Annotated in this window: 26 protein-coding genes; 15 read left to right on the top strand and 11 right to left on the bottom strand. The window is 53.1% G+C overall.

Features of this window, described 5'->3' with window-relative positions:
• Positions 1 to 35 precede the first annotated feature (35 nt).
• Together E3E29_RS09870 and E3E29_RS09865 are read right to left on the bottom strand one after the other, a co-directional pair.
• Positions 36 to 614 (bottom strand): potassium channel family protein, encoded by a 579-nt coding sequence (locus E3E29_RS09870; RefSeq protein WP_167910831.1) that lies wholly within the window; start codon positions 612 to 614, stop codon positions 36 to 38.
• The gene (locus E3E29_RS09865; RefSeq protein ID WP_167910830.1) at positions 607 to 1212 is read right to left on the bottom strand and encodes a potassium channel family protein; all 606 of its coding nucleotides are present in this window, start codon (positions 1210 to 1212) and stop codon (positions 607 to 609) included. The genes E3E29_RS09870 and E3E29_RS09865 overlap by 8 nt, the downstream gene beginning before the upstream one ends.
• A gap of 112 nt (positions 1213 to 1324) precedes the next feature.
• On the opposite strand from E3E29_RS09865, the gene E3E29_RS09860 reads away from it, so the two are divergent.
• The 4 genes from E3E29_RS09860 (at position 1325) to E3E29_RS09845 (ending at position 5587) form a co-directional block, all read left to right on the top strand.
• Positions 1325 to 2521: a magnesium transporter gene (locus E3E29_RS09860; RefSeq protein ID WP_240922845.1), complete on the top strand. Its 1197-nt coding sequence runs from the start codon at positions 1325 to 1327 to the stop codon at positions 2519 to 2521.
• Positions 2518 to 3285 (top strand): sugar phosphate isomerase/epimerase, encoded by a 768-nt coding sequence (locus E3E29_RS09855; RefSeq protein ID WP_167910829.1) that lies wholly within the window; start codon positions 2518 to 2520, stop codon positions 3283 to 3285. Before E3E29_RS09860 ends, E3E29_RS09855 begins: the two co-directional genes overlap by 4 nt.
• A 103-nt stretch (positions 3286 to 3388) precedes the next feature.
• The gene (locus E3E29_RS09850) at positions 3389 to 4813 is read left to right on the top strand and encodes an acetate--CoA ligase family protein (RefSeq protein ID WP_167910828.1); all 1425 of its coding nucleotides are present in this window, start codon (positions 3389 to 3391) and stop codon (positions 4811 to 4813) included.
• Between the two features lie 3 nt (positions 4814 to 4816).
• On the top strand, positions 4817 to 5587 hold the full coding sequence (locus tag E3E29_RS09845; RefSeq protein WP_167910827.1) for an acetate--CoA ligase family protein: 771 nt from the start codon (positions 4817 to 4819) through the stop codon (positions 5585 to 5587).
• Positions 5588 to 5772: 185 nt separating this feature from the next.
• Here E3E29_RS09845 and E3E29_RS11975 read toward each other — a convergent pair whose 3' ends face one another.
• Positions 5773 to 5898, bottom strand: coding sequence for a hypothetical protein (locus E3E29_RS11975; RefSeq protein WP_277346702.1), 126 nt, complete (start codon positions 5896 to 5898; stop codon positions 5773 to 5775).
• 255 nt (positions 5899 to 6153) lie between these two features.
• Positions 6154 to 6324 (bottom strand): preprotein translocase subunit Sec61beta, encoded by a 171-nt coding sequence (locus E3E29_RS09840; protein WP_167910905.1) that lies wholly within the window; start codon positions 6322 to 6324, stop codon positions 6154 to 6156.
• Between the two features lie 118 nt (positions 6325 to 6442).
• Here E3E29_RS09840 and E3E29_RS09835 point away from each other — a divergent pair, with 118 nt between their 5' ends.
• Positions 6443 to 7108, top strand: a complete 666-nt coding sequence (locus E3E29_RS09835; RefSeq protein ID WP_167910904.1) for a TBP-interacting protein — start codon at positions 6443 to 6445, stop codon at positions 7106 to 7108.
• A 13-nt stretch (positions 7109 to 7121) separates the two neighbouring features.
• Here the strand turns inward: E3E29_RS09835 and E3E29_RS09830 are convergent, their stop codons facing one another.
• Genes E3E29_RS09830 through E3E29_RS11890 form a run of 3 tightly spaced genes read right to left on the bottom strand, consistent with a single transcriptional unit; the run spans position 7122 to position 10270 of the window.
• Positions 7122 to 8237, bottom strand: a complete 1116-nt coding sequence (locus tag E3E29_RS09830; RefSeq protein WP_167910826.1) for a DUF835 domain-containing protein — start codon at positions 8235 to 8237, stop codon at positions 7122 to 7124.
• A complete protein-coding gene (gene glmU, locus E3E29_RS09825) occupies positions 8238 to 9500 on the bottom strand; it encodes a bifunctional sugar-1-phosphate nucleotidylyltransferase/acetyltransferase (RefSeq protein WP_167910825.1) in 1263 nt (420 codons plus the stop codon). It lies immediately after the preceding gene.
• Complete coding sequence (locus E3E29_RS11890; RefSeq protein WP_342764715.1) at positions 9497 to 10270, bottom strand: undecaprenyl-diphosphate phosphatase; 774 nt, start codon at positions 10268 to 10270, stop codon at positions 9497 to 9499. The genes glmU and E3E29_RS11890 overlap by 4 nt, the downstream gene beginning before the upstream one ends.
• A gap of 125 nt (positions 10271 to 10395) precedes the next feature.
• Between E3E29_RS11890 and E3E29_RS09815 the strand changes: the two genes are divergently transcribed.
• From E3E29_RS09815 to E3E29_RS09795, 5 genes are all read left to right on the top strand, one after another.
• Entirely contained in the window at positions 10396 to 10608 is a 213-nt protein-coding gene (locus E3E29_RS09815) for a hypothetical protein (RefSeq protein WP_167910823.1), read from the top strand.
• 85 nt (positions 10609 to 10693) lie between these two features.
• On the top strand, positions 10694 to 11773 hold the full coding sequence (locus E3E29_RS09810) for an NOG1 family protein (RefSeq protein WP_167910822.1): 1080 nt from the start codon (positions 10694 to 10696) through the stop codon (positions 11771 to 11773).
• 143 nt (positions 11774 to 11916) lie between these two features.
• Positions 11917 to 12447: a hypothetical protein gene (locus tag E3E29_RS09805; RefSeq protein ID WP_206205875.1), complete on the top strand. Its 531-nt coding sequence runs from the start codon at positions 11917 to 11919 to the stop codon at positions 12445 to 12447.
• A 2-nt stretch (positions 12448 to 12449) separates the two neighbouring features.
• Positions 12450 to 12779, top strand: a complete 330-nt coding sequence (locus tag E3E29_RS09800) for a hypothetical protein (RefSeq protein WP_206205874.1) — start codon at positions 12450 to 12452, stop codon at positions 12777 to 12779.
• A gap of 457 nt (positions 12780 to 13236) precedes the next feature.
• Positions 13237 to 14529, top strand: a complete 1293-nt coding sequence (locus tag E3E29_RS09795) for a helix-turn-helix domain-containing protein (protein ID WP_167910819.1) — start codon at positions 13237 to 13239, stop codon at positions 14527 to 14529.
• A 126-nt stretch (positions 14530 to 14655) separates the two neighbouring features.
• Here the strand turns inward: E3E29_RS09795 and E3E29_RS09790 are convergent, their stop codons facing one another.
• Positions 14656 to 15048 (bottom strand): 30S ribosomal protein S8e, encoded by a 393-nt coding sequence (locus E3E29_RS09790; protein WP_167910818.1) that lies wholly within the window; start codon positions 15046 to 15048, stop codon positions 14656 to 14658.
• A 101-nt stretch (positions 15049 to 15149) separates the two neighbouring features.
• Here E3E29_RS09790 and E3E29_RS09785 point away from each other — a divergent pair, with 101 nt between their 5' ends.
• Complete coding sequence (locus E3E29_RS09785; protein WP_167910903.1) at positions 15150 to 17651, top strand: DEAD/DEAH box helicase; 2502 nt, start codon at positions 15150 to 15152, stop codon at positions 17649 to 17651.
• Here the strand turns inward: E3E29_RS09785 and E3E29_RS09780 are convergent, their stop codons facing one another.
• The gene (locus E3E29_RS09780; RefSeq protein WP_167910817.1) at positions 17652 to 19382 is read right to left on the bottom strand and encodes an endonuclease MutS2; all 1731 of its coding nucleotides are present in this window, start codon (positions 19380 to 19382) and stop codon (positions 17652 to 17654) included.
• A 106-nt stretch (positions 19383 to 19488) separates the two neighbouring features.
• On the opposite strand from E3E29_RS09780, the gene E3E29_RS09775 reads away from it, so the two are divergent.
• Complete coding sequence (locus E3E29_RS09775; protein ID WP_167910816.1) at positions 19489 to 19995, top strand: hypothetical protein; 507 nt, start codon at positions 19489 to 19491, stop codon at positions 19993 to 19995.
• Here the strand turns inward: E3E29_RS09775 and E3E29_RS09770 are convergent.
• Positions 19980 to 20519, bottom strand: coding sequence for a hypothetical protein (locus E3E29_RS09770; protein ID WP_240922849.1), 540 nt, complete (start codon positions 20517 to 20519; stop codon positions 19980 to 19982). The genes E3E29_RS09775 and E3E29_RS09770 overlap by 16 nt on opposite strands.
• A gap of 138 nt (positions 20520 to 20657) precedes the next feature.
• Entirely contained in the window at positions 20658 to 21131 is a 474-nt protein-coding gene (moaC, locus tag E3E29_RS09765; protein WP_167910815.1) for a cyclic pyranopterin monophosphate synthase MoaC, read from the bottom strand.
• A gap of 89 nt (positions 21132 to 21220) precedes the next feature.
• Here moaC and E3E29_RS09760 point away from each other — a divergent pair, with 89 nt between their 5' ends.
• The 3 genes from E3E29_RS09760 (at position 21221) to E3E29_RS09750 (ending at position 25334) form a co-directional block, all read left to right on the top strand.
• Positions 21221 to 22570, top strand: coding sequence for an alpha/beta hydrolase-fold protein (locus tag E3E29_RS09760; RefSeq protein WP_206205873.1), 1350 nt, complete (start codon positions 21221 to 21223; stop codon positions 22568 to 22570).
• A gap of 29 nt (positions 22571 to 22599) precedes the next feature.
• Positions 22600 to 23874, top strand: coding sequence for a tRNA(Ile2) 2-agmatinylcytidine synthetase TiaS (gene tiaS, locus E3E29_RS09755; protein ID WP_167910814.1), 1275 nt, complete (start codon positions 22600 to 22602; stop codon positions 23872 to 23874).
• Between the two features lie 131 nt (positions 23875 to 24005).
• On the top strand, positions 24006 to 25334 hold the full coding sequence (locus E3E29_RS09750; protein ID WP_167910813.1) for an ATP-binding protein: 1329 nt from the start codon (positions 24006 to 24008) through the stop codon (positions 25332 to 25334).
• Positions 25335 to 25418: the final 84 nt, after the last annotated feature.

The following is a 25418-nucleotide window of genomic DNA, read 5'->3' as shown; positions in this document are numbered from 1 at the left end:
CCCTCCAGTATTTCAATTTGCCTTGGATAAATGCTTCAGTCCTCTTCCTCTACTTCTTCTCCAGCAAGTTTTCTGAGCTTATCAAGGTCAGAGCCGACGGCTATGAGAACGTCACCTTCCTGCACTACATCATCCTTGCCAGGGTTGTAGATGTAGCGGGTTCCACGCTTTATGGCCAAAATCCTCGTCCCTATCTTGCTCGGGAGTTTAAGCTGTTTGAGGGTCTTGCCGTGCAGAACCGAACCCGGCCTGACGGTTACTCTTCCGAGCTCCTCATCCGTGTCCTCCATTATCTCCTGGATTATGGGGTGCGGCTCGATGTCGTGGAGGATTATGTCTGAGACTCCGTAGGCTGCATCGCTGATGCGCTCGTTGATGTCCGCGAGGTCCATTATACTGAGAAGGCTCTCCGGGTCTTCCTCCTTCTTTGCAGCGCGAAGGGTGAGCTTTTTAACCTCAAGTGTCAGGTCGTCCATCCTTTCCTCAAGGAGGTAGACCTCTTCTGCTATCTCCTTGCTGTTGTACATGACTGAGGAAAACGCCAGGTCAATCATGAGGGCAGAGAGGTCCTTCATCTCAACCAGACAGCCCCTGATTCTCTCGAACTCATCCATTCGGCATCACCTTCAGGACTCCCCTTGCGAGCTCCTTGAGGTAGTCGAGGGCCGTCCTCGTGCCCCTTCCTATGAGTATGTCCCCCGGCATTATCCCCGTGTCCTCGTCCGGGTCAAAGAGCCACCTCTTACCACGCCTTATGGCTATAACCCACACCCCTGTGTTGGTCGGCAAATCAAGCTCCTCAAGGGTTTTTCCTACGAGAACAGACTCGGGAGATACAATGGCTTTGCCTATCGTCTCCTCGCTTTCCAGGATGACCTCGTTTATGAGCGGGTGGAGCTTCTCCTCTATAACCATCTTGGCCAAATCCGCCGCCGCGTTCGATATCTCATCTATGGAGTGCCCCATCTGAAGGATTGACGTTATCCTTTCCGCGTCGCGGAGGTTCCTGGCGGAGAGAACCGCCCTGACTGTCAGGTTGTAGTTTAGGAGGTCAAGGTACTCCTCCAGCTCAAGAACCTCCTCCGCCATCTCCTTCTCTCTGAAGAGCACCGCCGAATAGGCTAAATCGACCATCAGCTCCGCGGTGTTCTTCATCTCAACAAAAATCTCCTTGACGTTATCGGGAACCTCAACCTCGTCCCATTCCTCCATCGGAGTCCCTCCCCCGTGGGAAAGTCGAGAGAACTACTTATTTACTTTTCGTCTCGCAACGTTTATAAAAAGCGCCCCCGAAAGGGCCTGGGGGTGCGCGGAATGAGGGGTGATGACGATGCTTCCAGTGGAAGTAACCGTTGGAACGAGGGGCTGGCGCGAGAGGCTGAAGCAAACGTTTCTGGTAACATTTCCGGCATTGCTGCTTTGCCTGGCTCTTGATTTCGTCAGCGGCGGCGTTCTTGGTAAGAACTTTGAGATGATAACCACGAGTTATCCGCTCCTTTTGGTGATCCTCCCCGGTTTGAGCGATCTAAGGGGCAACGTTTTTGGGGCCATGGCCTCCAGGATGACGACCGCTCTCCACCTCGGTAGAGTCAGGGGGGTTCTGGACAGGGAGGTTATCGCCAACGTTTCAATGGCCATAGGCAGTTCCAAGATACCGCTTGTAGTCCTCTGGATCGCGGGGGCCATAAAACTCGGTTTCACCGGTTCATCTTTCGTGGTTCTCCTCATAGTTATTGCCTCCGCCCTTACCATTGGATTTATCCTCGGCTACGCAACCGCGTTCATAACCATCTTTCCCTACCGCTGGGGCGCCGACCCGGATATGATTGCTGCACCTCTGATAACCTCAGTTGCAGATGTAATCACGATTCCGAGCTTGATCTACCTGATTTTCTTCTATGAGGATTACCCGTCGCAGTTCTACATATTCACCGCCATCATGCTGGTTCTCTTCGTGATAATGATAATGAAATCCAGCTACACCCGTGAGCACAGGAGGGCATTTAAGGAGGTCGCGACGGTTCTCACAATCCTTGGAATCATCGAGATATTCTCCGGTTCAACCTTCGAGTCCTTCAGCGGCATTATCTCCAAAGTGATAATCCTCAGCGTCATCTATCCCTCCCTCCTCGACAGTCTTGGCAACTTCGCCTCAATAGCCGCCGCGACCACCTCAACGAGGCTCAACCTCTCCGGAAAGGGGGCTCTGAAGAACCGTGACTTCTACTTCGACGTTGGCAGCCTTCTCTTCCTTGCTCCGATAATAGGCTTCCTCACCAATTACATCGCCGTTTACGTTACTCGTCTCATAGGTTATCCCGGAGGGCTTATCTGGCCTTTTGTAATTGGCTATCCCTTTTTAGTCCTCATTGGCATCTTCATAGGCGTAATCATAGCCTACATCGCCCACCGCTTTGACATCGACCCTGATAATGTGGCCATACCTACGGTTACCACGATATCTGACGTCATGGGGACACTCTTCATTGTATTCCTCGCCAAGATGCTGGTGGGAACATGATAGGCCTCTCGATGACAGCCTATGGTGGGAAGAGCCTTGAGGGGTTTGAAGCGTGGGTTGGGAGTGCAAAAGAGCTTGGCTTCGAGTTCATTGAGATACTGAGCGAGTGGCCGCACTACCTGAAGCGAGAGAACGCGAGCTTTTTCAGGGAAGTTCTTGATTCTTACGGCCTGAAAGCCACGGTCCACGCTCCCTTCAGCGATTTGAACATTGCCTCCTTCAACGAGCGCATAAGGGAGGCTTCACTGGAGGTAATTAGTGAAACAGTGGAACTGGCCTCGGAACTGGGAGCCCTCATCGTCACGGTACACCCCGGCCACTGCTCCCCAATCAGCGTGAAAAACAGGGAAAACTACCTGGAAATCCACCGCCGCTCCTTAATGGAGATAACCCGCTGGAGCGAGGAGTATGGGATTAAAATCGGCGTGGAGAACATGCCCTGCTTCCCGATTCTAGATGCCCAAAACTGCGACAGGTTGATGGAGATAATCGGAGGGATGGAGATAGATGTCACCTTCGATGTCGGGCATCTTAACACGACCACCAGAAACTTTGACCGCTTTATAGAGCTCTTCGGTGGTAGAATCGTTCATGTCCACCTCCACGATAACTCCGGGAAGAGAGACGAGCACCTTTCCCTTGGAGACGGAACTGTGCCGTGGAAAAGGGTCGTGCCAAAACTGCCTGACGTGACGTGGGCCCTTGAGGTGAGCGACCTGAAATCTGCCCGTAGAAGCCTCGAATTTTTGAGAAACCTGCATTGATGGACGTTTCAGTTCATCGGAGCTCAGTTTTTACAAAACGCAACTCTTTTATACATTCAGATTGAAGTTTTACCGAAAAGCAGTTTCTGATGGAGGGAGACCAATGGCGGAAAAGATAGTGGAGGAAATGAGGCCCTTCTTCGACCCGAAGGCGGTCGCTATCATCGGTGCAACCAATAAGAAGGGTAAGGTAGGAAACGTCATTTTTGAGAACTTCAGGATAAACAAGGAGCGCGGAATTTACAAAGGGGAGATATACCCTGTTAACCCCAAGCTCGACGAGATAGAGGGCTACAAGGTCTACAAGAGCGTTGAGGAGCTCCCCGGTGATACTGATCTGGCGGTCATATCGATACCCGCGCCCTTCGTCCCGGCCACGATGAGGGACATCGCGAAGAGGGGCATCAAAGCCGTCATAATCATCACCGGCGGATTCGGTGAGCTCGGTGAGGAAGGCAAGAAGATGGAGAGGGAAATCTACGAGATAGCCAGGGCCAACGGCATAAGGGTCATCGGGCCCAACTGCGTCGGCGTTTACGTTCCTGATACCGGTGTTGACACCGTCTTCCTGCCCGGGAACAAGATGGACAGGCCCAAGAGCGGTCCGATAGCCTTCGTCAGTCAGAGTGGTGCTTTTGCCGCTGCCATGCTCGACTGGGCGGCCGGCGAGGAGATAGGCATTGGGAAGATGGTCAGCTACGGCAACAAGATAGACGTGGACGACGCCGACCTTATGGACTACTTCATCCACGACGACGAGATAAATGTCGTTACCTTCTACATTGAAGGCGTTAAGGATGGGAGGAAGTTCATTGAGGCCGCCAAAAGAATAACCAAGGTCAAGCCAGTCATCGCTTTGAAGAGCGGCAGGACCGAATATGGCGCGAAGGCGGCATCGTCCCACACCGGCTCGCTCGCCGGAGCGGACACGATATATGATGCAGTCTTCAAGCAGACCGGCATAATCCGCGCCGAGGACTTCGAGCACATGTTCGACCTCGCTAAGGCCTTTGCGGCTCTTAAAGACAAGCTTCCAAAGGGTAACAGGATAGGTATAATCACCGACGGCGGTGGAGCCGGAGTTATGGCCAGCGACGCCGTTGCCAGGTTTGGCCTCAAGATGGCAGACCTCAGCGAGGAGACTGTAAAGTTCCTGAGGGAGAACTTCCCACCGCACGCGGTTCCAAAGAATCCGACGGATGTAGTCGGTGACACTGATGCCGAAAGGTACAGAATAGCAATAGAAGGCTTCGTGAACGACCCGAACGTGGATGCGATAGTAATAATAGTCCTCTTTCAGGTCCCGCTCCTCGAAGAGGAGAAGATAATTGACATCCTCGCTGAGTACCAAACGAAGAGCGACAAGCCGATCGTTGCCGTCGCAATGGGAGGTAAGAAGACCGACTACTATGCGAGGATGCTTGAGGAGAAGGGAGTTCCCGTTTATCCAACCCCTGAAAGGGGTGTTCGCGCCATGGCAGGCCTCGTTAAGTATGCTGAATACCTTCATAGGGTTGAGGGGGAATGAGTTATGAGTGCTAAAGAAAAAGCCCTCGAGGTTATTGAGAGCGTTTTAAAGTCCGGAAGAACGGCTCTGGTAGAGTACGAGGCGAAGCAGATCCTGAAGGCATACGGCCTTCCTGTTCCTGAAGAGAAGTTGGCGAAGACCCTTGATGAGGCACTCCACTATGCGGAGGAGATAGGCTACCCGGTTGCCATGAAACTCATGTCGCCGCAGATTCTCCACAAGAGTGACGCGAAGGTCGTTCTCCTCAACATAAAGACCCCAGAGGAGCTCAAGGAAAAGTGGGAGGTCATCCACGAGAACGCGAGGAGGTACCGGCCTGACGCAGAGATACTCGGCGTTCTGATAGCGCCAATGCTCAAGGTTGGCAGGGAGATAATCATAGGTGTCACAGAAGACCCGCAGTTCGGCCACGCACTCATGTTCGGTCTCGGCGGAATCTTCGTCGAGGTCCTCAAGGACGTCACCTTCCGCATAATCCCGATAACAGAGCGCGACGCTAGGAAGATGATCAGGGAGATAAAGAGCTACCCGATCCTCGCCGGTGCCCGCGGTGAGGAGCCGGCAGACATAGACGCCATCGTCAACCTCCTCCTCAAGGTCAGCGAGCTAGTCGACGACCTCAGGGACTACATCAAGGAGATGGACCTCAACCCGGTCTTCGTCTACAACGAGGGCGAAGGAGCGGTCGTCGTCGATGCAAGGATAATCGTCAAGGAGCCGGTCGAAAAGAAGGAGGAAGAGATAGGTAGCGACTACAAAGAGAGGTGCGCCTGATTCTTTTTTGCTTTTTTCATTCAATTTACCTTTTGGGCATTTACTTCTCCTGTTCTTACGAGGAATATCCCCAGTGTGGCCAGTCCGAAGATTCCCAACGAGAGGAAGCCTAGTTTGAGCCTCAGGAAGCTTATACGAACCTGTCCCTTGAGAAAACTACTGCCCCCTGTTATCACTGTCCAGAGCTAACTGGAGAATGCGAAAGCGAAGGTCACCAGGCCCACTATGACCATTCCGGTTACTATCGGCTTTCTCCTCCCGTAGAAGTAGGTGAGAATGCCGGAGGAGGAGTTCACAAGGATTCCGGTCACGGTAATGCCACCGCCACAAGGCCTATACCACTCCCACCCGGCCCGAGGCTCTCAGCGTAGAGTGGGAGCTCTGGAGACTCGCTCATCGTTGAGCCAAGGATCGCAAAGAAACCGGTCAGGAAGAGCGGGTAGAGGGGTTTGGTTCTTACTCACCCCCCTTGGTTCGTGCTTTACACCACCCCACCAAGCAATTATTAGGAATTCTAACCCAACCCACTCGGCCTTGAAAATTCAAGGAAAATTCAGTAAAGGCGCTCAGCCGAAGATGCTTGGGCCGAACAGGTTGAGGAATATCTCAAACGCGACTAGGATGAGCGTGAGTGCTATAACACCCTTTGGGCTGACTTTGATTGCCCTGGTGTCCTCATCGAAGAACCGCATCAAACCGGCACCGGTTGGAGGAAGCGTCGTCTTGTCCTTTGCCATTCTCATCACCGTTTCAAATTCTACCTGCAGCTAATAAAAGTTTCGCCGGCTTCTCTCTTTTAAGCTTTTTCGCTAAACTTTATTAAGATTGAGGGAGAGGGGAGAATTGGTGGTGAGGGTGGAATACGACAGTCTGAGTCCACGGCTCAAAAGGGTTTACACACAGGTCCGTTACCTTGATGACTATCACTGGTCAATACGCGATGAGAGCATAGAGGGCGTTCACAAGAAGAGCGGGCTCCAAGTTAGAATTCTGGCCGCTGACAACAGGGAGCACGCCATCAAGCTCGCCGATGAAGGGAGCGGGAGCGGCATAACGATAATCGCAGTTCCTGACAAGGGCGTTTTCACGGTTCACAACGGCGTTTTCATAATGACATACAGGTACGTCCGCGCAACACTGAGCGATGTTAACGATCACATAGTGTGGAACGGTTTCAAAATCTCAAGCAACGGCGACGCCCTCGTTCAGGAGGATTTCTACGACTACCTCGGGGGAAGGCTTATAGAGCACATCAAGGAAAACGCCGTCATAGGCCAGGACTATGTTTTCTGGCAGTTCTACAAGTGCGAGAAGTGCGGCAAGTACGTCGATATAGACAGCCTTGAGCTTCACCTGAAGGGTCACGGCATAAAACTCCACGAAAAGTCTGAGGAGAGGTATGAAATCCTCGAAATCAACTTCAGGGACGGCAAGGTGTACGACCGCTTTGGGGAGGAAGTCCCGACTTCAAAGTTCAGCGAGGAGGCCAAGGAGTTCCTCAGCGAGTCAATGCACAGATGAAAATGATGGGCATTTAGAGGCCTCCTTCTCCAAACTCCTTTATCAGGAGTTTCCTCTCCTTCTCATCGAATGCGTTGAGGTTTGCCACCAGAATCATGGTCCCCCCGTGGGATATTGCTATATCCTTGACTGCAAGAAGGAACTTCATTGCGGTGTTGAAGTCCATCTCGTTTTTCAGGTACTCCAGCGCGTCCACGTAAACTCTCTTGTACCCCTTCTCCAGCTCCTTTGATATCAAATCCTGGAGGATTCCCAGCTTTTGAGGTTCAATTGCAATTATGCGGGGATGTTCCTCCCTGATTATGCCGTCTTTGGCTTTGGTGACCCAGAAAACGACGGAATCACCGTGGAAGGCTGAAGCCGCCTTCTCCGGGTCCATCCTGACGACCGCAACACAGCTCGACACGATGTCCTTTCCGAGCTTTTTGATGGCTTTTTCCATACTACTAAAGATGTAAGCGCCGGGTATTAGTCTCGTCTTCACCTTTGCACTGTATTCCGGTTCTTTTATTGGATAGAACACAAAGAACAGTGCCCCCACTGCAGATGAAAGCCTTCCCAGAGCCGCCAGGAAGAAGGCCATTGTCGAGTACCACTCTATCGGCCGCCCCACGGGATAGGTCAGGTTTAGGGCACCTACAAGGATGAGCCCAGTCGGAAAGAGCCTGTCCCAGAGGCGAGTGGACACGACGTTGCTCCAGAGCACGTAGCCAGCGTATATCATGGCTCCTCCGAGCACGAGGGAGGGGACACTTGAATTGACTGCAAAGTTGTCTCCAAAGGCGTTAATCGCAAGAAGGAACAACCAGACGTAGGAGACCACCACTATTGTTCCGAGGTAGATAACATGCCGGAAGGTCGTTTTTCCGTTCTTTAAATGGGCGGCTCCCCAGGGAAGCAGGAGTCCTATGTAGAAGTCGGAAATCTTGGATGCCAGGGGGTAGACGCAGTCGGGTATTTTTATCCCAAGTGGGGTCAGGATGTAGTTCTCTATGTTGAGGGCGTCGATAAAAAACGCTATCGAGAGGAGGGCCCACCCTTTGTCCTTGGTTTGATATGCTTTGTACGTCACGGCTGCAAACAGGGCCCATCTCGACAAAAAGTTGAGGATGGCCACCCAATCGGCCACTCACTGCACCTCCCGGATGGCCTTCTCCTGCTTGACAACCAGCAGGCTCTTGGGAGGGACGTTCTTATCAACTACCGCTCCAGGCCCGATGAAGGAGTAGCTTCCTATCTTCCTTCCTGGGTAGATGCTGACGTTTATTCCCGTTTTGACGCCGTGTCCGATTATGGCCCCAAGCTTGTGCCTCCCCGAATCCTCAAGCTTCCCCTTTATCTCCACCTTTACGTTGCCCCTGTCGTGCCTCAGATTGGCGGTTATCGTTCCAGCTCCAAGGTTGCTGTTCTCGCCAATTATCGAGTCGCCGACGTAGTTGAGGTGGGGTGCGTTGGAGTGGTCCATTATGATGGAGTTCTTCACCTCTACTGCGTTTCCGACGTGGCAGTTGTTGCCGATACTCGTGTAGGGTCTTATGAAGCAGTTCGGGCCAATGTTGGAGTTCCTGCCTATTTTGACGGGCCCGATGATGTACGCTCCGCTTCGTATCACAGTCCCCTCTCCGACCTCCACGGGGGGAATTAGAACAGCTCCCTCCTCGACCGTCCCCCTGACGTCGTGTTTGAGCTTGTTCTTGAGGAGGTACTCGTTGAGCTCCAGCAGGTTCCAGGGCCTTCCGATGTCGTTCCAGTAACCGTCGTAAACCGCGCAGACGACCTTCCTTCCGTCTTTTATCATCAGGTTCAGCGTGTCGGTTATCTCGTACTCTCCGCGGTCGCTCAGGTCCGTCTTTTCTATGAAGTCGAAGACAACCGGTTTGAACGCGTAAATCCCGAGGTTCGCGTACCCTCTGACCTTTCCGGGTTTCTCCCTCACACCTTTGACAAGGCTCCCTTCGACTTCTATCATGCCGAAGTGGCTCAAATCCTCGAACTCCTTAACTACGAGGGCAGCGTCCGCGCTCTCACGCCGAAAGGCCGATATAAGCTCCCTCAACGCTTCAGCCTCAAAGTATATGTCGCCGTTAACCACTATGAAGTCCTCATCCCCCACGTGCTCCCTCGCAGACTCTACGGCCTTGGCCGTCCCGTCTCCAGGAAGCTGCTCGACGTAGGTTATCGGCTTTCCGTTGAACTCGTCTCCAAGGGCCTCAATGAGCTTTTTACCCATGTATCTGGTTACGATTATAAATTCGTCCACGAATGGGTCTAGGTTCTCAAGCACGTACTCTATTATGGATCTGTTCGCTACCTTCAGAATGACCTTTGGTCTGTCATCCGTCAGAGGGCGGAGCCTTTCACCTCTGCCGGCGGCAAGCACAACACCCTTCACAGTACCACCTCCACTGCGTAGATTATCACTGGGATGAGGGCATACACGGCCAGTCCCTTCCAGCCGAGTTTCCCAAGATAGATTATAACGTGAATTGCGACAAGCCCTACGAGAAAAGCAGAAGCGGAGGCAATTGCAGGGAGAATGGCGCTTCCACTGAACTTCCATCCGTCCATTAGAACAACCGCCACCGTGTAGTAGCCGATACCCGCTATCAAACTTCCTCTAAAGACCTTCTCCCCGTTCTTCTCCCCTAAGGCGAGGAAAAGAACGCTCAGCCCCCCTCTGGAAGGTCCTACGATTGAGATTGCGTTGGCGACGCTGACGAGAACGGAGTGTAGCAACGCCCCCCCATCATCGGAACCAGATACCACCTTTTCAATTGATTTGCTAATGCCCTCTCCCCTTCTCCAAAGGAGGAGAGATAGCCCCAGCAGCACCGCCCCAATAGCAGCGTTCAGAGCGTCGAGCTTTTCATCCCCCACGATCCATCCGAGCCTTCTGCCAACGGGGTACGCCATGACGACTGTGAACATAAGTGAGTATATGAAAAGTCTTCCCTCTCTGATTGGCTCCTTTCGGAGCTCGCTGGTTGGCAGGAGGCCTATCTCCTTCCTGAAATAGAACAGTATGGCAAAGAGAAACCCCACGTATGATGGCACTAGGTACTCCTTTCCCACAAGGGTTTCAGGGCTCGCCGGAAAGGCAGAAGCCAATGCTCCAATGGCGCCGTGGACTATCGGGGGAATGTAGTCAATAAGTCTCATCATCACAATCACGCTCAAACTAGGCCCTTTTGAACATAAACTTTTCTGGAACCTCAATTCGATATGGACGATATCTTTTTATATTTTCACACCAAAGTGGTTCCAAGAAACGACCCGGAGGTGGTGTTATGAACCTGACAGGCATTATCCAGGGTTTGAACAAGTACGAGGGGCTCTTTGGCAAGCTCGGAATCCTGACGGTTATACTGTTCCTCCTGTTCATAATAGGGGGTTTCACCAGCTCAGGGATCGCGGGCAAAATAATGACGCTGATACTGCTTTCCCTCGTGAGCTTAATAATCTGGTTTGCCTACGAGGTCAACAAAGACCTGAACGAATGATGCCAGTTTTTTTATTCAGGCATCTTTTTAAACCCCTTTGAAAACTCTTCTCCGCGAGAGATTCAAGAGCAGTGAGGTGATTCTAATGAAAAACCCGTTTGAAAAGATGCCAACGGTTCTTACCGCTGATGAGCTCATCGATAAGGCCTTCAGGAGAGCGGAGAAAGCCGCCTCCGCTTCAACGCCAAGGGGAGGTCCCAGGGCCAAGGCGAGGGAGAAGGAGGAACTCCGCGTTAGGACCGTTTCCAACGTAATAAGGGACAACCTCCGCAAGCTCCTCGACAGAACCCCCGGTGTCTCAGAACTCCCTGCTTTTTACAAGGAGCTCGTTGATACACTCGTTGATCGCGACCAGTTCCACCGCTCCCTCGGAAGGGTGAACTGGGCGATAAAAACCATCCGGAACCTTGAGCAGCGCTACGTTGAGAAAATCCGCTACTCCAGGGATCCAGTGGAGATGGCGAGGCTCAGGAGGGGGTTCTACGGCCGTGTTGCGGACGTCATAAAGAGCATCGCGGAAGACCTGGAGTACCTCAACCAGGCCAGGAACGTGCTGAAAGACCTCCCAGTTGTCGATTTGGAGCTCCCGACGGTTGTCATAGCGGGCCACCCCAACGTGGGCAAGAGCACCCTCCTCAGGGCCCTCACCAACGCAAAGCCAGAGGTCGCGAGCTATCCCTTCACAACCAAGGGAATAAACGTCGGTCAGTTCGAGGAGCACTACCTCAAGTATCAGGTCATAGACACACCAGGATTGCTCGACAGGCCGCTCAGCGAGAGGAACGAGGTTGAGAGACAGGCGATTTTGGCGTTGAAGCACCTGGGGAATGTCATCGTCTACATCTTCGACCCCAGCGAGTACTGCGGCTATCCCATAGGAGAGCAGACCCACCTCTTTGAGGAGATTCACAGTGAGTTCGGTGAGTTCCCGTTCATAGTGGTTCTCAACAAGGTGGACATAGCCGACGAGGAGAAGATTAAGGCTGTTGAGGAGTTCGTCCGCTCCAAGGGTCTTGAACCTCTCAGGATTTCGGCCCTCAACGGAGAAGGGCTCGACGAGTTGAAAGAGCGGGTCATAGAACTCGTCAAGCCGATGGTTGAGGAGCAGGCCAAGCGGACGATGGAGACGCAACTGGCTCGCTTCAGAGAAGAGCTCAAGCTTTGACTTTCGTTGCCTTTTTATTCTGTTTTCTATCCATTGTTCCAGGAGTCCATCTTCATTCCACGATTTTTCTTGTTCTTTTCCATGAGGGAAAGTATATTAAGGGCTCTATTGGAATTGTTGTGGAATAACACTGGGGTGATAATATGGCTCGTAATGTGTACCTGAGTGGTGCGGCGGTTTTTTTGCTGCTTTTGTTAGTCCCTCCAATGATTCAGGGAGCGGACAACGGATCAGTGGGGCTTTCGATTGTTGCCAAGCCTCTCCACCCAATAGATAAAAACATGGAGGCTCAAGTTGCAACCATCATCAAGAGCAGGCTCCTTGCATTTGGAATAGAAAATGTTTCAGTTAACACCACAATCAACTCGAGCTCCGGTGAAACTCTCTTTGTCATCAGGGTATTCCCAGTTAATTCAACGGATGTTGAACTGATAAAGCACGTCATCTCAGACAGCGGTCTCCTCTACCTCGAGTTCGGTGGAACGGTGTTTGCCACCGGTGCGGACGTTACCGTTCCCTCCGGCCAGTACGGTCTAGACCTTCGGAGGGGCCCGACTGTAGGGTACGTGGGTTTCCAGCTCTCAGACAAGGCTCAGGACAAATTTAAACAGGTCGCCACCCATAAGGTAGGTGGCCTGTTGACATCTTCTTCGGTCCTCCGCTCGATTCTTTGATAGTGACTTCTCCCTCTACCCACCAGGCGCTACAAGACGTTCATACTTTCAACGGTCAGGCAGGTTCTGAAGCCCCAACTCTTCTTGAGAGGATTCAGAAGGCCCTTAACATCACTGTCATTCAGTATTCCAACCAGACTCCTAAGGAGATCGTTAACAGAGCTGTCAGCCTTAACAAGAATTCCATAGTCCTCGCCGGCGTTTCCCAGGATCTCTACAATAATGTGAGTAGCATTGTAAAGAAGGAGAACCTGGGAATAATTGTCTCTTATTTTGCCCCCAAGTCAGGCGAAGACGTTAAATTCTTTATCAAGCGGGTTCTGGGCCTCTAAGGTCCCTACACCCTTACGTTCGATCCTGCAGAAGGCAACATCCGGAATCTGCAGATAACAGGTAGTGCCCCCACAAGAGAGGCTGCTCTACATGAGGCCAAGACTCTGTATGCCGTCCTGAGTGGAGGAAAACTCCCAGTAAAGCTTACTGTAGTTTCTGTGAGTTACGACACTTCTTCGACATCTTCGGCTCCAACATCTTCTACAGAGAAAAACAGCAAGGAATCAAGCACAGGGGAACAGGCTGCCTCTACCGGGGCTGGAAAACAGGGAAGTGCGATATGCGGCCCTGCCCTTGTGATCCTTCTTGGCATTGCACCCCTCCTCCTGCGCAGAATAAAATGAAGGGCTTGTCGTTTTTTGTTTATTTTTATCGTTAACCCTTGTAAACCCCAAAATTTTACGATAAGAATTATCTGCCGTAAACTTTTTAGGCTCATGATAGTTAACGATAAACATGAAGGTGGAATCCCTTATTGAACTCCTCAAAGAAGGCGAGAATGAGAGGGTCGAGTTCAAGGCCAAGGCAACCCCCAACATAGCGAGAGAAATCTGTGCCATGGCAAACGCTGAAGGCGGTTACCTCCTTATTGGAGTCTCGGACGAGGGAAAAATTGTTGGAGTGGACATCAAAAAGGCGAGAGAGGTTCTGTCCTCAGCTCTTCAAAACATAACCCCACCAATTAGCGTGAAAACGAGCGTGGTCAGCGTTGGAGATAAGGACGTTCTCGTCGTGGAGGTTCCGAGGTCAAAGACGCTGTGCTCCATTGGAGGAGTCGCCTACATACGAATTGGCTCAAGCATCAGGCCCCTCTCAATCCAGGAAATCCTGATGCTCTCCGCGGAAATGGGGACTGTAACGTGGGACGAGTTCCCCCTGGTGGACCTTTCAGAGATGAAAGATGAATACGTGGAATGGTTTTTCTCCGCCCTTGAGAGGGCCAGGGGCAGAAAGATACCGCGGGAGAACTGGATGAGATACCTCAGGAGTTCGAAGGCGGTGAAGGGAGAACGCTTGACGAACGCGGGGGTTCTCTTCTTCACGGATGCCACCGACTTCATACCCCACTCCGGCGGTAGAATAGTATGGATGCAAGGGGATGAGGCGATAAAGAGCGCTGAATTCTCTGGCCCGGTCTGGCGCGTGGTTGATGATATGTTCTACACCCTCACACGGGAGTTCAAGACGTATGAGGTTGTTGTGGGAACGAAGAGAGTTAAACTCCCGGAATATCCTCCAAGGGCGGTTAGGGAAGCATTGATAAACGCGTTTGCCCACAGGAACTATGCCATCCCCGCGGACGTTAGGGTTTTCGTTTACCCGGACAGGCTGGTGATAAGAAATCCCGGAGGTTTAATGCCCGGAGTTGACCTGGACGACCCTGAGCACGTTCCGAGGAATCCAAACCTGTGCTCCCTCCTCTACGATGCTGGGTACATCGAAAAGTACGGCTATGGTTTGAGGATGATAAGGGAGGAGTGCAAGAAACACGGCCTTGTCAGCGTTGAATTCAGAACCCAGGCAAACAGGTTCGAGGTCGTCTTCCACAAGTGGTCGGGCAGACTGCTCGATGAGCTTGACAGAAGAATCCTCTCGGCCCTGGAAGCTCCCCGGAGAAGCGGGGAACTCTCGGAAGAGCTTGGAGTATCAAAGCCCACCCTTCTTAAGAGGCTCAAGAAACTTGAAGGGCTTGGCCTTGTGAGGAGCGAGGGGAGGGGCTCTCAGAGGCGCTACCTCCTGAACCGTTAACCCCCAATAAACCCCAGAATTTTACGATGAGGGGTATTTACCGTAAACTTTTCCCTTTACGGTGATTTACGTTAGCTACCCAGCGAGGATTGAGAAAAGACAAAGAGATTCAAAGGAGAAGAGAGTTCAGGCGTTCTCTTCCTTGATGAGGACGGCGTTAACAACTCCGTCCTGGCCTGGCCTGCTGGTGACGATGGCCTTGCCGGCCTCGGTCTCTATGATGGCGCCCCTGGTGATTATGTTTCTCCTCGCGTACTGCCTGTTGGACGGGTTCTCTATAACGTCGAGAACCTTGACCTTCTTGCCCTTTCCGTTCTCGAAGACGTTGGCGTAGAGAGCCTCGACGAGGCGGACCTTCCTGTTGCCGCCGTAGGTTCTGATTATCTTCCTCTTCTCGACTTCCTCACCGACCTTGGTGTTGGCCGGCTCCCTGCCGAGCTCCCTTTTCCTCTTTTTCCGGGCGAAAACTATTCTGCCGCCCGAGGGTTTTTTGAGTGATCTTCCCTGCCAAATAGCCATTCTTTCTCACCCCATATGATCCTGAGTCCTTTCGACCTAACGCCACTTTGGGGGGTGCGTTTATAAGCTTTTCTTACCTTCAGGGGGTGGAGGGTGAGTGGATGCTCTTCGTCGTGAGACCCGGAAGGAAAAAGAACGAGCTTGAGGCGTTCTTCATAGAGAACGAGCCCGAGAAGCTCTCTCAAATGCAGAACCTCAAGGCCGACGCGATATACCGCTTCATAATGCGCGAGGGTAGGCTCTTCAAGGTTCTTGAGGGGAGCCAGTACCGGAACCCGAAGGAGATGGAGAAGCTCCTCCGTCAGTCCCGTATCGTCCTTGTGAACGCCGATGAGTGGGAGGATTACTTCAAGAGAAGACTGCAGAACAAGCGGGTCGAGAAGGCCGAACTCTGCCGCCTCTGCCTCCTTGAGGGCAGAATAACCGTCCTCACGGAGGGGAACCGCATAAAATACCACGACGAATCCATCTGCGAGCGCTGCGCCGAAGACGAGCTAAAGAGGGAGCTCCGTTTCCGCTTCAAGAGCATTGCTATGTTCGACCAGGCGAAGAAGCTCCTGGAGAGGTTCCGTGACCTCAATAAAGTTCTCTACGCATTCGACCCACGCTTTGACCCGACGAGACACCCGGAGATAACCAAATGGGACGAGCTGAAGGCGAAGCACGTTAAGGTTGAAAAAATCAAAGTGGACGAACTCCCGGTTCCGGAGAAGTTTAAGGAGGTTCTGAAAGGGGAAGGAGTGAACGAACTCCTTCCAGTTCAGAGCTTGGCGATAAAGAACGGTCTCCTCGACGGTGAGAGCCTCCTCGTGGTTTCGGCAACCGCGAGCGGTAAGACCTTAATCGGAGAGCTCGCCGGCGTTCCGAAGGCGATGAAAGGTCGAAAAATGCTCTTCCTCGTCCCGCTGGTGGCTCTGGCAAACCAGAAGTACGAGGACTTCAAGAGGCGCTATTCCAAGCTCGGCCTCCGTGTGGCGATAAGGGTCGGAATGAGCAGGATAAAAACCAAAGACGAGCTCGTGGTCGTCGACACAGGCATAGACGCGGACATAATCGTCGGAACCTACGAAGGAATAGACTACCTTCTCCGCGCGGGCAGGAAGATAGGGAACGTCGGAACCATAGTGATAGACGAAATACACACCCTCGATGACGAGGAGCGCGGGCCCCGCCTTGATGGTCTCATCGCACGCCTTAGAACCCTCTACCCAAATGCCCAGTTCCTGGGGTTGAGTGCCACAGTAGGCAACGCCGAAGAGCTGGCTAGGGAACTGGGCCTTAAACTCGTTCTTTACGACGAGAGGCCGGTGGATCTGGAGAGGCACATAATAATCGCTAGGAACGAGAGCGAGAAGTGGCGCCACATAGCGGTGCTCTGCCGCGCCGAGGCGAACAGGAAGTCCCAACAGGGCTACAAGGGCCAGAGCATAGTGTTTACCTTCTCCAGGAAGAGAACACACGAGCTGGCTGCTTATCTTACCAGCAAGGGGCTGAAGGCGAAGCCCTACCACTCCGGCCTGCCCTACAGGCAGAGGAAGCTCACGGAGATGGAGTTTCAGGCCCAGATGCTCGACGTCGTCGTTACCACCGCCGCCCTAGGAGCTGGGGTCGACTTCCCTGCTTCTCAGGTCATCTTCGAGAGCCTCGCGATGGGCAACAAGTGGCTGAGCGTGAGAGAGTTCCACCAGATGCTCGGAAGGGCTGGAAGGCCGCTCTACCACGAGAAGGGAAAGGTCTACCTCGTAGTTGAGCCCGGAAGGAAGTACTCAGCCCAGATGGAGGATAGCGAGGACGAGGTTGCCTTCAAGCTCCTTACCTCGCCGATTGAGCCGGTTATCGTCGAGTGGAGCGATGAGCTTGAGCAGGACAACGTTTTGGCCCATTCCTGTGTCTTCAACAGGCTCGACCTCATTGAAGAAGTGCAGTCTAAATGCCTCGGTGCCAACCAGAACGCCAAGAAGGTCCTTGAGAAACTCCAGGAGTTCAGCTTCGTGAGGATGAAGCGGCCGTTAGTTGAGGTCACGCCCTACGGGAGAGCTGTGAGCATGAGCTTCCTCCTGCCCAAGGAGGCCGCCTTCATCAGGGAGAACCTCGGAAAGAAGGAAGCTAGATGGATAGCCGTTAAGCTCCTTCCCTTTGAGGGCCTCTACCTCAGCGGAACTCTCCAGAGGGAGCTTGAGGGTGCCGTTAGGGGCCGCTTAAGCGCGAACGTCTTCTCACCGAGCTTCGCCTCGATACTCGATGAACTCGACAGGGTGATTCCGGAGCTCAGCCCCAACGCCGCCGAGAGGCTCTTCACGATGTACCAGGAGTTCTTCATGTGCCCCGAGGAGGACTGCACTGAGTACGCCATGGAGCGTGTCAGCAACATGATAATCGAGCTGAGGAGGAGCGGAAAGCATCCCACCCAGATAGCGGAGCACTTCAGGAAGGTCTACGGGCTGATAGTCTACCCTGGCGATGTCTTCACGTGGTTGGATGGGATAGTTAGAAAGCTTGAAGCCATCGAGAGGATAGCGAGGGTCTTCCGCGTGAGAAAGACCGAAGAAGAGGCAAAGACACTCAGAAGGGAGATCGAGGAGGGCAGAGCACTGCGCAGGTAATCACTCCCCTCTGAACGCCGAGAGGATCCTCTCGAAGATTTCTCTCTCCTTCCCCCTTCTCCGCCGGGCGAGGCTCTCCACTATGAGCTCGGGCGTGCTCTTTCCAGGTTTTCCAAATTTGGGCTGTCTGTCGACAATCAGGTTCAGGTTCTCGTCCAGGCCTTTGGCTTCTATTCCATCCACCCTCGCGAAGGGGAGCTCCTTTTTTAAATCTTCTCCCAAGTGGGAGACGATGACGACGTAGAAGCCCTTCTCGTGCGCCACCTTTAGGAGCTCCCCGATTATCTTAACTGCCGCACCGGGTTCTGTTATCGCCTCGAACTCGTCTATTAGTATGAGCTTCCGCCCTTTTCCTTTGAGGGCCCTGACAAAGGAGCGGAGCGCGGTTTCGAAGGCCCCAGCCCCGTAAACGCTCCTCTTTCTTCTGAAGAAAAAGACCTCGTCCAGGGGCTCCACCCACGCCCTCTCCGCCGGCACGGGGAGCCCCATGTGTGCGAGAATCGTTATTTGGGTTATGAGTTCGAGCATCGACGTTTTCCCGCCGCTGTTGGCGCCTGTCAGTATTGCCACGCGCTCCCCTTCAGGTTTTTCGGCTCCTTCAACAATAAACTCCTCAGGAACCCTTCCAAGCGTGTAGCTCACCGGCTGGGAGTCATCAATAAAGAGGTGCTTGCCGTTGATGAATGAGATGCCGCCGCCCCATATCTTAGGGAAGGTGAATCCCTTGGAAAATCCCTTTAACGCCTGGAGAAAGTCCAGCTCATGGACGCGGGTTAGCTCCTCCCTCAACCCCTGGAGAAGCGGGCGGATTTTCTCCAGAACCTCCCGGCTCTTCAGGTAGAGCTCAACTTTAAGCTCCTCTTCCAAGCTGTTTCTCAGAGTCTCAATAGCCTTGGGGGATACACTTACGGGGTAAAGCTCCTCGCGGGAGAAGAGTTCTACTCTAACCCCCAATCTCTCGCTCAGCTCCTCCTCCGCCTCAGTTACCATCGAGAGTATCTCCCCCTCAATGGAGCCGAAGTGTCTGAATATTCCCTCGTAGTTTCCCTCCTTGAGCTCGTTCAGGAAGTGGATGAGCTCCCTTCCGCTGAGCGTCAGACTGAACCTCTCCAGCCTCTCGGAGATTCTCTCGTTCAGCTCACGTTCCTTCTCCGCTACTAGCTCGTCGAGCTCTCCGAGGAGTTTCGTCCTCCCCATGACCCCCTCCAGCGGGGCGAGCTGCTCCAGTATCCTACCTGCCACGCTCTCAGAACCCGTCAATTCACCTATCTTTGCAAGGGCCCTGAGGGTCTCTCTGTTTTCCCAGAGGGGCATCACGTAGAGCTCAGGGGCTATCTGTGCCGGGGTGAGTTCGACGTCGATTCCGTATCCGACCGTGCTCAGAACCAGAGGGTAGCCCTCCGCCTCCTGTGGGGAGGTCACGACGTCGCACAACCCAAGGCCCTGGGCCCTTTCGAGTTCCCTCTCTTCCACGATAAGAACCCTGTCGTGGAGGTAGTCCCTGCGGAATTTTATTGGCCTCACCCTTTCAAGGACCTTCCCCAGCTCCGGGCCCACTCTGGGCAGGTTCTCACGGAGGTAGCGCTGTCGCCTGAGAATCTCCTCCACATCCTTGACAGGTTTGAAATCGTCTAAAATGGACTCGCTTCCAGGGAGGACTAACCTCTTCCTGATTTCATCGCGGATTCCCCTGTAAACTGCCCTGGTCTCTGGGTTCATCTTGAGCTTCATCGCTGGGAAAAACGGTGGGGGCCTAAAAAAGTTACCTGCCGCTTTCCAACCATCAATTTTATAAAGCCCAAAAGTAACTTTAAAACGATCCTTCGGGGTGGTCATCGTGTTCCTCGAACGCGTCGTCAAACCTAAGTATCGAGGGTTGGTCTTCAAGTTCAAGAACGAAGGCCCTGAGAGCGTCCTCCGGGTTCTGAAGGAATGGGGGTTTAGTTTCTACGAAGTCTCCTCCCCTTCTATTGGCTTTGATGTTGAATCCCTCGTCCTGTCGAGCGGAAAACCTTACGTTTACCTCTTCATGTTCCCGGGAGGAGAGGCGTTTCTTGCCATGGGCGGTAAGGGACTGAAGAGGAGAGGATGGCCTGAGCCAAAGAAATACCTCATAAAGGACGGGAGGGGGATTGAAAACCTGCTCCGTAAGGAACTGGCCCCTAAATCTCTAATATCTCCAAAACTAGCTTACATCGCTTTTTGGATTCTCGTGTGGGTGGCCCTGCTAATCGTCTCGCGGGGAAACTTCCTTCTGTCCACTTTGATTTCCCTGATTGGACTGCCACTAAATTACCTTGAGTCATTTCTGCACTACCACCTTTTTGGCTACTGTGGGGCTTGAAGGCCCTCCCTGCACTCTTCCACGGCTTTTCCGAACTCCTCTCTCCTCAGGCATTCCTCGCCCCTCTTCAGCTTGACCGCGGCCACCTTGTAGTTTCCCCTGCCCCTGAAGCGGCAGACCTTATCCGGCTCGTCAATGAGCCTCGCCACCGCGAGCGTTTCACCGTCGCACTCAACGTAGTCTATCACCGTGTCCTGAAAGCCCGTGAATAATATGACGCACTTCCTCGACGGGTTCAGGGGTTTCAAGTCTTCGTCGATGGGTGGGAGCTTTTTAACGATGAACCCCTCTGGGTACTCGCCCGCTTTTATCCTTTTGATGAGTTCTGGAGGCTCTTCCGTCTTCTCAAACCTATCTATCTCCTCCGTTGATACGTTCACGGGCCTCGGAGAATAGCATAGGGTCTTCTCGTCATGGTACATCATGTAGGTTCCGTCCTTGAGGAACATGAACGCTATCCTCTCGCGGGGTTTATCGAAAATATAACCCGATTTGCTCTTCTTAACCTGATACATCCCTAACATCACCGTGGGCACTCCTCTTACACACTTATAATCCTTTCTACCCAGATGTGTCCAAAATTGGGGATTAACTTGAATAAACGAGCGATGGGTGCGGAAAGAATAAATGAGGATAAAGCGCAGAATAACGCGGACAGACTATTATCTCGCTTCTTTCACCTTTTCGACGACGTGAATGTTCTCTATTCTCGTGAACGGGTACTGACCCTTCTCGTCCTTCTCGACGGCCTTCACCATGTCCCATATCGTGAGCAGGGCAACGCTGACACCGGTGAGGGCCTCCATTTCAACGCCCGTCTTGTAATAGGCCCTGACCTCGCAGGTGGTCTCTATGTAGTCCTCCCCGAACTCGAAGGTCATGTCCACGCCAGTCAGCGGTATCGGGTGGCAGAGGGGGATGAGCTCCGGTGTTTTCTTCACCGCCAGAATGCCGGCTATCTGTGCCGCCGCTATGACGTTCCCCTTCTTCGTCTTCCCGGCTTTGATAAGCCCTATCGTCTCCGGCTTCAGTCTTATCCTGCCCTTTGCAACGGCCTTCCTGAAAACCACGTCCTTGTAGCCCACCTCAACCATCTTAACGCCCTTCTCATCGACGTGGGTGAGTTCCTTCCCCATTGTTTACACCGATTCCAGTTGTCTTCCTCTTTAAAAACGGTTGCGGAAAATTCTAAAACCTAGAGGTCGAACTTTAGGCGGGTGAAAACATGGATGGTAAAATTCTCTCAAAGGTTGGCACGCTGCTCATCGTGTCCATCATGATCTTGGCGAGCTTTGCAAGCGGGTGCATTGGAGAGGGGAACGGCAAGAATTTGACGTCTTCTTCAAGCAGTTTGAGCACGTCTTCCGTTCAATCAACGACCCATTCCAGCAGTTCCACTACTTCGGCTTCCCCCTCCACTGCGACATCGTCGCCTCATCCCACATCTACCACGTCCAGCTCCACTTCCTCGCAGACTGGCCCCAAAGAGGTCACGGTAACGTTTATCGTCTCGGTTCCGAAGTACACCCCCAAAAACTCATCGATTTACATCGCGGGGGATTTCAACGGCTGGAACCCCGGGGATGAGCGCTACCGCTTGAAGCCTCTTCCCGACGGCACGTGGGCTATAAACCTCACCTTTCCCTACGGCAAGGTCATCCAGTTCAAATTCACCCGCGGCTCCTGGGAAACCGTGGAAAGGGGACCCAGCGGTGGGGAGATGCCGAACAGGGTTTTTGCCTTCCTAAGCGGTGGGGTCAAGCACTTCACCATCTACAACTGGCGCGACTTCGTGGAGAGCACCTCCGGGGGCACCCACACAATAACAGGGAACGTTAAGACCTTCGACATCTTCGTCCCGCAGCTCAACACAACGCGGAGGATATGGGTTTACCTGCCCCCGGATTACAACAACGGCACGAAACGCTATCCCGTCCTCTACATGTTCGACGGCCAGAACCTCTTTGACGAGGCCACTTCATTCGCCGGTGAATGGGGCGTTGATGAGGCCCTGGAGAAGCTGTATCGCGAGAAGAACTTCTCTTTAATCGTCGTTGGGATAGACAACGGCGGGGATAAGAGAATCGACGAGTACGCCCCCTGGGTGAACGAAGAGTACGGGAGGGGGGGCCTCGGAAACGCGACCCTTGAGTTCATAGTGGAAATACTTAAACCCCTGATAGACAGGCAATACAGGACGATTCCAAACGAGACGGGGATAATGGGTTCCTCCCTTGGCGGGCTGATGGCCCTCTACGCCGGTTTCTGGAACTCCAGCGTTTTCCGCTACGTTGGGGCTATGAGCTCTGCCCTCTGGTTCAATCCAGAGATCTACGACTTTGTGAAGAACGCCCCCTCCGGTCCGGCCAAGATTTACATTGACTGGGGTACGGATGAGGGGGACAATCCAGCGGCTTTCGCCGAGAGCAACGAGAAGATGGTCCAAATTCTGGAGGAGAAGGGCTATGTGGAGGGGAAGAACCTCAAGGTCGTGGTCGATGAAGGTGGGAAACACAACGAATACTATTGGGGCAAGAGGTTCTCCGAGGCCGTGCTCTGGCTCTTCGGCGGTTGATTTTTAAACCCTCCCTCTTTTCTTCAAACATGCTCCTCCACATTGGAATCGACGACACGGACTCACCCAACGGCATGTGCACCACCTACCTCGGTGCCTTACTCTACCGCGAGATTTCACGGATAGCGGAGCCTCTGGATTTACCGAGACTCATCCGCCTCAACCCGAACATCCCCTACAAGACCAGGGGCAACGGGGCTGTTGTTATGACGTTCGAGGCGGAGGAAGAAGTCATCCCCCTAATCAAGGACACGGTTCTCTTCTACGTGAACCAGCTCGCAGATTTTGAACACGAAAACACCAACCCAGGAGTGGTCTTCTTTGAGGGGGAGGTTCCGGAGGAGTTGAGGGAGTTCTCGCTGAGGGTCCTTCGCGAGCATGTGACCATTGAGGAAGCCGGGGAAGTTGCGAGGAATGTAGGAGCGGAGTACTTCAAGTTCAAGCTTGGGAGGGGGATTATCGGCTCGCTCGCGGCCATTGGCTACCCGCTGGAAAAGTTTACCTACGAGCTTCTCGTTTACCGGGAGCCGGAGAACTTTGGAACCCCCAGGCGGGTGAACGCTGAGAGCGTCTTTCTGGCGGATAAATGGGCATATCCCTTCAGCTACGACAACGTTGACCCATACAAACGGGTCGTTTTAATCACTCCCCACGGAAAAGACCCGGTCTTGGCTGGAATCAGGGGAATTGACAAGGCCAGGGTTCTTCAGGTCTTCGAGAGCGTTGAGTTCGAGGAGCCGGTAGCGTTCTACCAGCTCTACAAGACGAACCAGAACACCGACGACCACCTCACCCCAAAGAAAATTGGCGAACTCAAGCTCTACGACAGCGCAGTCGTAAGAGGTAGGGTAGCAGGCCCTTACTGGGAGCGAGGGAGGCACGTCTTCTTCGAGCTTGAGGACGAGACAGGAAAAATCCGCGTGGCAGCGTTCGAGCCGACCAAGAAGTTCCGCAACTGGGTGAGGAAGCTTCTGCCGGGGGATGAAATCATCGCCGCTGGTGGGGTCAAGGAGCACGAGGGCGTTCTGACACTTAACCTTGAGAAGTTCTACCCGGTTAAGCTTGTCCCGAAGGTGGAGTATCAAAAGCCGCGCTGTCCCGTCTGCGGCGGGACGATGAAGAGCAAGGGAGATTATTTGAAGTGCAAGCGGTGCGGCTACAAGATGCCGAAGAAGCTCGTTCTCGTTGAAGTGCCGCGCGAGTTGGAGAGAAAAATCTACGAAGTCCCTCCTGACGCGCGGAAGCACCTTTCGAGGCCGCTCGTGCTGCCCGGCGGGGAGGATAAGATTCTGGAACTCCTGTGAGCTCACCTTGTATCCTTTTAGTTATAATCCTTAATCTGTTGTTGACTTGCCGCTGCCGGTATCTTGTGTTTATCTGTCATATAATCGAAACGCATTTATATATAAACGCGATTATATATAATGGTGATTAGATGAAATTCATCGACCGCGATAGGGAAATGGGAATCCTTGGGAGGGAGTGGGAAAACAGGCCATCCTTCGTCGTCCTCTACGGCAGGAGGAGGGTTGGAAAGACCCGCCTCCTGAGGGAGTTCTCAAAGGGCAGGAGAACCTTCTTCTTCACCTTCCCCGAGGCCCTCAAGGAAGTCCAGATGCGGGAGTTCAGGGAAGCAATGGCCGACTTTCTCGGTGATGACCTCGCCAGAAAGCTGAAGACGGATGACTGGCTCGACCTTTTGAGGTACCTGGCGGAGAAAGTTGACGACTGTCTCATTGTCCTCGACGAGTTCACCTACGCCATAAAGTCTGAGAGAAAGATACTGAGCGACCTTCAGCGGGTCTGGGATAACATCCTAAGCGAGAAAAACGTCATGCTCGTGCTTTCAGGTTCGCTCCTCGGCATGATGTGGGACGACGTACTGAGCCATGCGTCTCCACTTTACGGTAGGGGGACGAGGAGCATGAACCTTAGACCCTTTGACTATCCGAACGCCCTTAAGTTCTTCTCCGATCCGGAGTTTGGGATAAGGGCTTACATGCTCGTCGGCGGAATTCCTTCCTATCTGAGGCTTGCGAGTCGCTACAACACCGTAGAGGAGTTCTTAATGGAGGAGTTCCTGAGCGACTACGGCTTCTTCTACGACGAGCCCTACGTCCTCCTCGGCGAGGAGCTGAGGGAGCTGAAGACATACTTCTCGATACTGAGGGCGATAGCTGAAGGCAACAGGAGGCTTGAGAAGATAGCGAACTTCGTCGGCCTGCCCGCGAGGAGCGTTTACCCCTACGTTGAGACGCTGATGAGGCTCGGCTTCGTCGAGAAGGAAAGCCCAGTCCTGGGGAGCAGGAAGGTGAGCCTCTACCACATCAAAGATCCGATGCTCCTCACGTGGTTCACCATCACCTACCCGCAGATGGCCGAGATAAGCTCTGGAACGGCGAGACTCGACAACTTGTACAAGGTCTATTCCACCCGCTTTGAGGAGCTGGCGAGGGAGTTCCTAACGCTCTTCCGTCCAATAGAGTTCGAGAGCCTCGGCAGGTGGTGGTATAGGGGGGATGAGATAGACATAGTTGCAGTGGGCAAGAGCGAGACTACCCTCGTGGAGGTCAAATGGAAGGATTTGAGCAAGAGGGACGCCCTACGGGTTCTCCGGGAACTTGAGGCGAAGGCCGAAAAGGTTCGCTCCGCCGGAAAGGCCAGGTTAGGCCTTATAGCCAAAAGCGTGAAAGGAAAAGAGGAGCTTAGAGAGCAAGACTACTTAGTGTGGGATTTGGAGGACATCCTTGGGGCGGCCCGTTAGAGGACAAAAAGAAAAGATTCGGCAGTGCACTGTTAAATGAACTACATTCTAAGCCGAAGCCGTTAAAAGGCTCACGTCTTATTC

The sequence above is a fragment of the Thermococcus sp. Bubb.Bath genome, assembly GCF_012027595.1.
GTDB lineage: Archaea > Methanobacteriota_B > Thermococci > Thermococcales > Thermococcaceae > Thermococcus.
Note: the sequence above shows the minus strand (reverse complement) of the source record. Positions and strands in the feature narration are given on the sequence as shown.

Excerpts from the sequence above, each read along its gene's own strand:
- E3E29_RS09870 (WP_167910831.1), bottom strand. The coding sequence starts at position 614 with ATGGATGAGTTCGAGAGAATCAGGGGCTGTCTGGTTGAGATGAAGGAC.
- E3E29_RS09865 (WP_167910830.1), bottom strand. The coding sequence starts at position 1,212 with ATGGAGGAATGGGACGAGGTTGAGGTTCCCGATAACGTCAAGGAGATT.
- E3E29_RS09860 (WP_240922845.1), top strand. The coding sequence starts at position 1,325 with ATGACGATGCTTCCAGTGGAAGTAACCGTTGGAACGAGGGGCTGGCGC.
- E3E29_RS09855 (WP_167910829.1), top strand. The coding sequence starts at position 2,518 with ATGATAGGCCTCTCGATGACAGCCTATGGTGGGAAGAGCCTTGAGGGG.
- E3E29_RS09850 (WP_167910828.1), top strand. The coding sequence starts at position 3,389 with ATGGCGGAAAAGATAGTGGAGGAAATGAGGCCCTTCTTCGACCCGAAG.
- E3E29_RS09845 (WP_167910827.1), top strand. The coding sequence starts at position 4,817 with ATGAGTGCTAAAGAAAAAGCCCTCGAGGTTATTGAGAGCGTTTTAAAG.
- E3E29_RS09840 (WP_167910905.1), bottom strand. The coding sequence starts at position 6,324 with ATGGCAAAGGACAAGACGACGCTTCCTCCAACCGGTGCCGGTTTGATG.
- E3E29_RS11890 (WP_342764715.1), bottom strand. The coding sequence starts at position 10,270 with ATGATGAGACTTATTGACTACATTCCCCCGATAGTCCACGGCGCCATT.
- E3E29_RS09815 (WP_167910823.1), top strand. The coding sequence starts at position 10,396 with ATGAACCTGACAGGCATTATCCAGGGTTTGAACAAGTACGAGGGGCTC.
- E3E29_RS09810 (WP_167910822.1), top strand. The coding sequence starts at position 10,694 with ATGAAAAACCCGTTTGAAAAGATGCCAACGGTTCTTACCGCTGATGAG.
- E3E29_RS09805 (WP_206205875.1), top strand. The coding sequence starts at position 11,917 with ATGGCTCGTAATGTGTACCTGAGTGGTGCGGCGGTTTTTTTGCTGCTT.
- E3E29_RS09795 (WP_167910819.1), top strand. The coding sequence starts at position 13,237 with ATGAAGGTGGAATCCCTTATTGAACTCCTCAAAGAAGGCGAGAATGAG.
- E3E29_RS09790 (WP_167910818.1), bottom strand. The coding sequence starts at position 15,048 with ATGGCTATTTGGCAGGGAAGATCACTCAAAAAACCCTCGGGCGGCAGA.
- E3E29_RS09785 (WP_167910903.1), top strand. The coding sequence starts at position 15,150 with ATGCTCTTCGTCGTGAGACCCGGAAGGAAAAAGAACGAGCTTGAGGCG.
- E3E29_RS09780 (WP_167910817.1), bottom strand. The coding sequence starts at position 19,382 with ATGAAGCTCAAGATGAACCCAGAGACCAGGGCAGTTTACAGGGGAATC.
- E3E29_RS09770 (WP_240922849.1), bottom strand. The coding sequence starts at position 20,519 with ATGTTAGGGATGTATCAGGTTAAGAAGAGCAAATCGGGTTATATTTTC.
- moaC (WP_167910815.1), bottom strand. The coding sequence starts at position 21,131 with ATGGGGAAGGAACTCACCCACGTCGATGAGAAGGGCGTTAAGATGGTT.
- E3E29_RS09760 (WP_206205873.1), top strand. The coding sequence starts at position 21,221 with ATGGATGGTAAAATTCTCTCAAAGGTTGGCACGCTGCTCATCGTGTCC.
- tiaS (WP_167910814.1), top strand. The coding sequence starts at position 22,600 with ATGCTCCTCCACATTGGAATCGACGACACGGACTCACCCAACGGCATG.
- E3E29_RS09750 (WP_167910813.1), top strand. The coding sequence starts at position 24,006 with ATGAAATTCATCGACCGCGATAGGGAAATGGGAATCCTTGGGAGGGAG.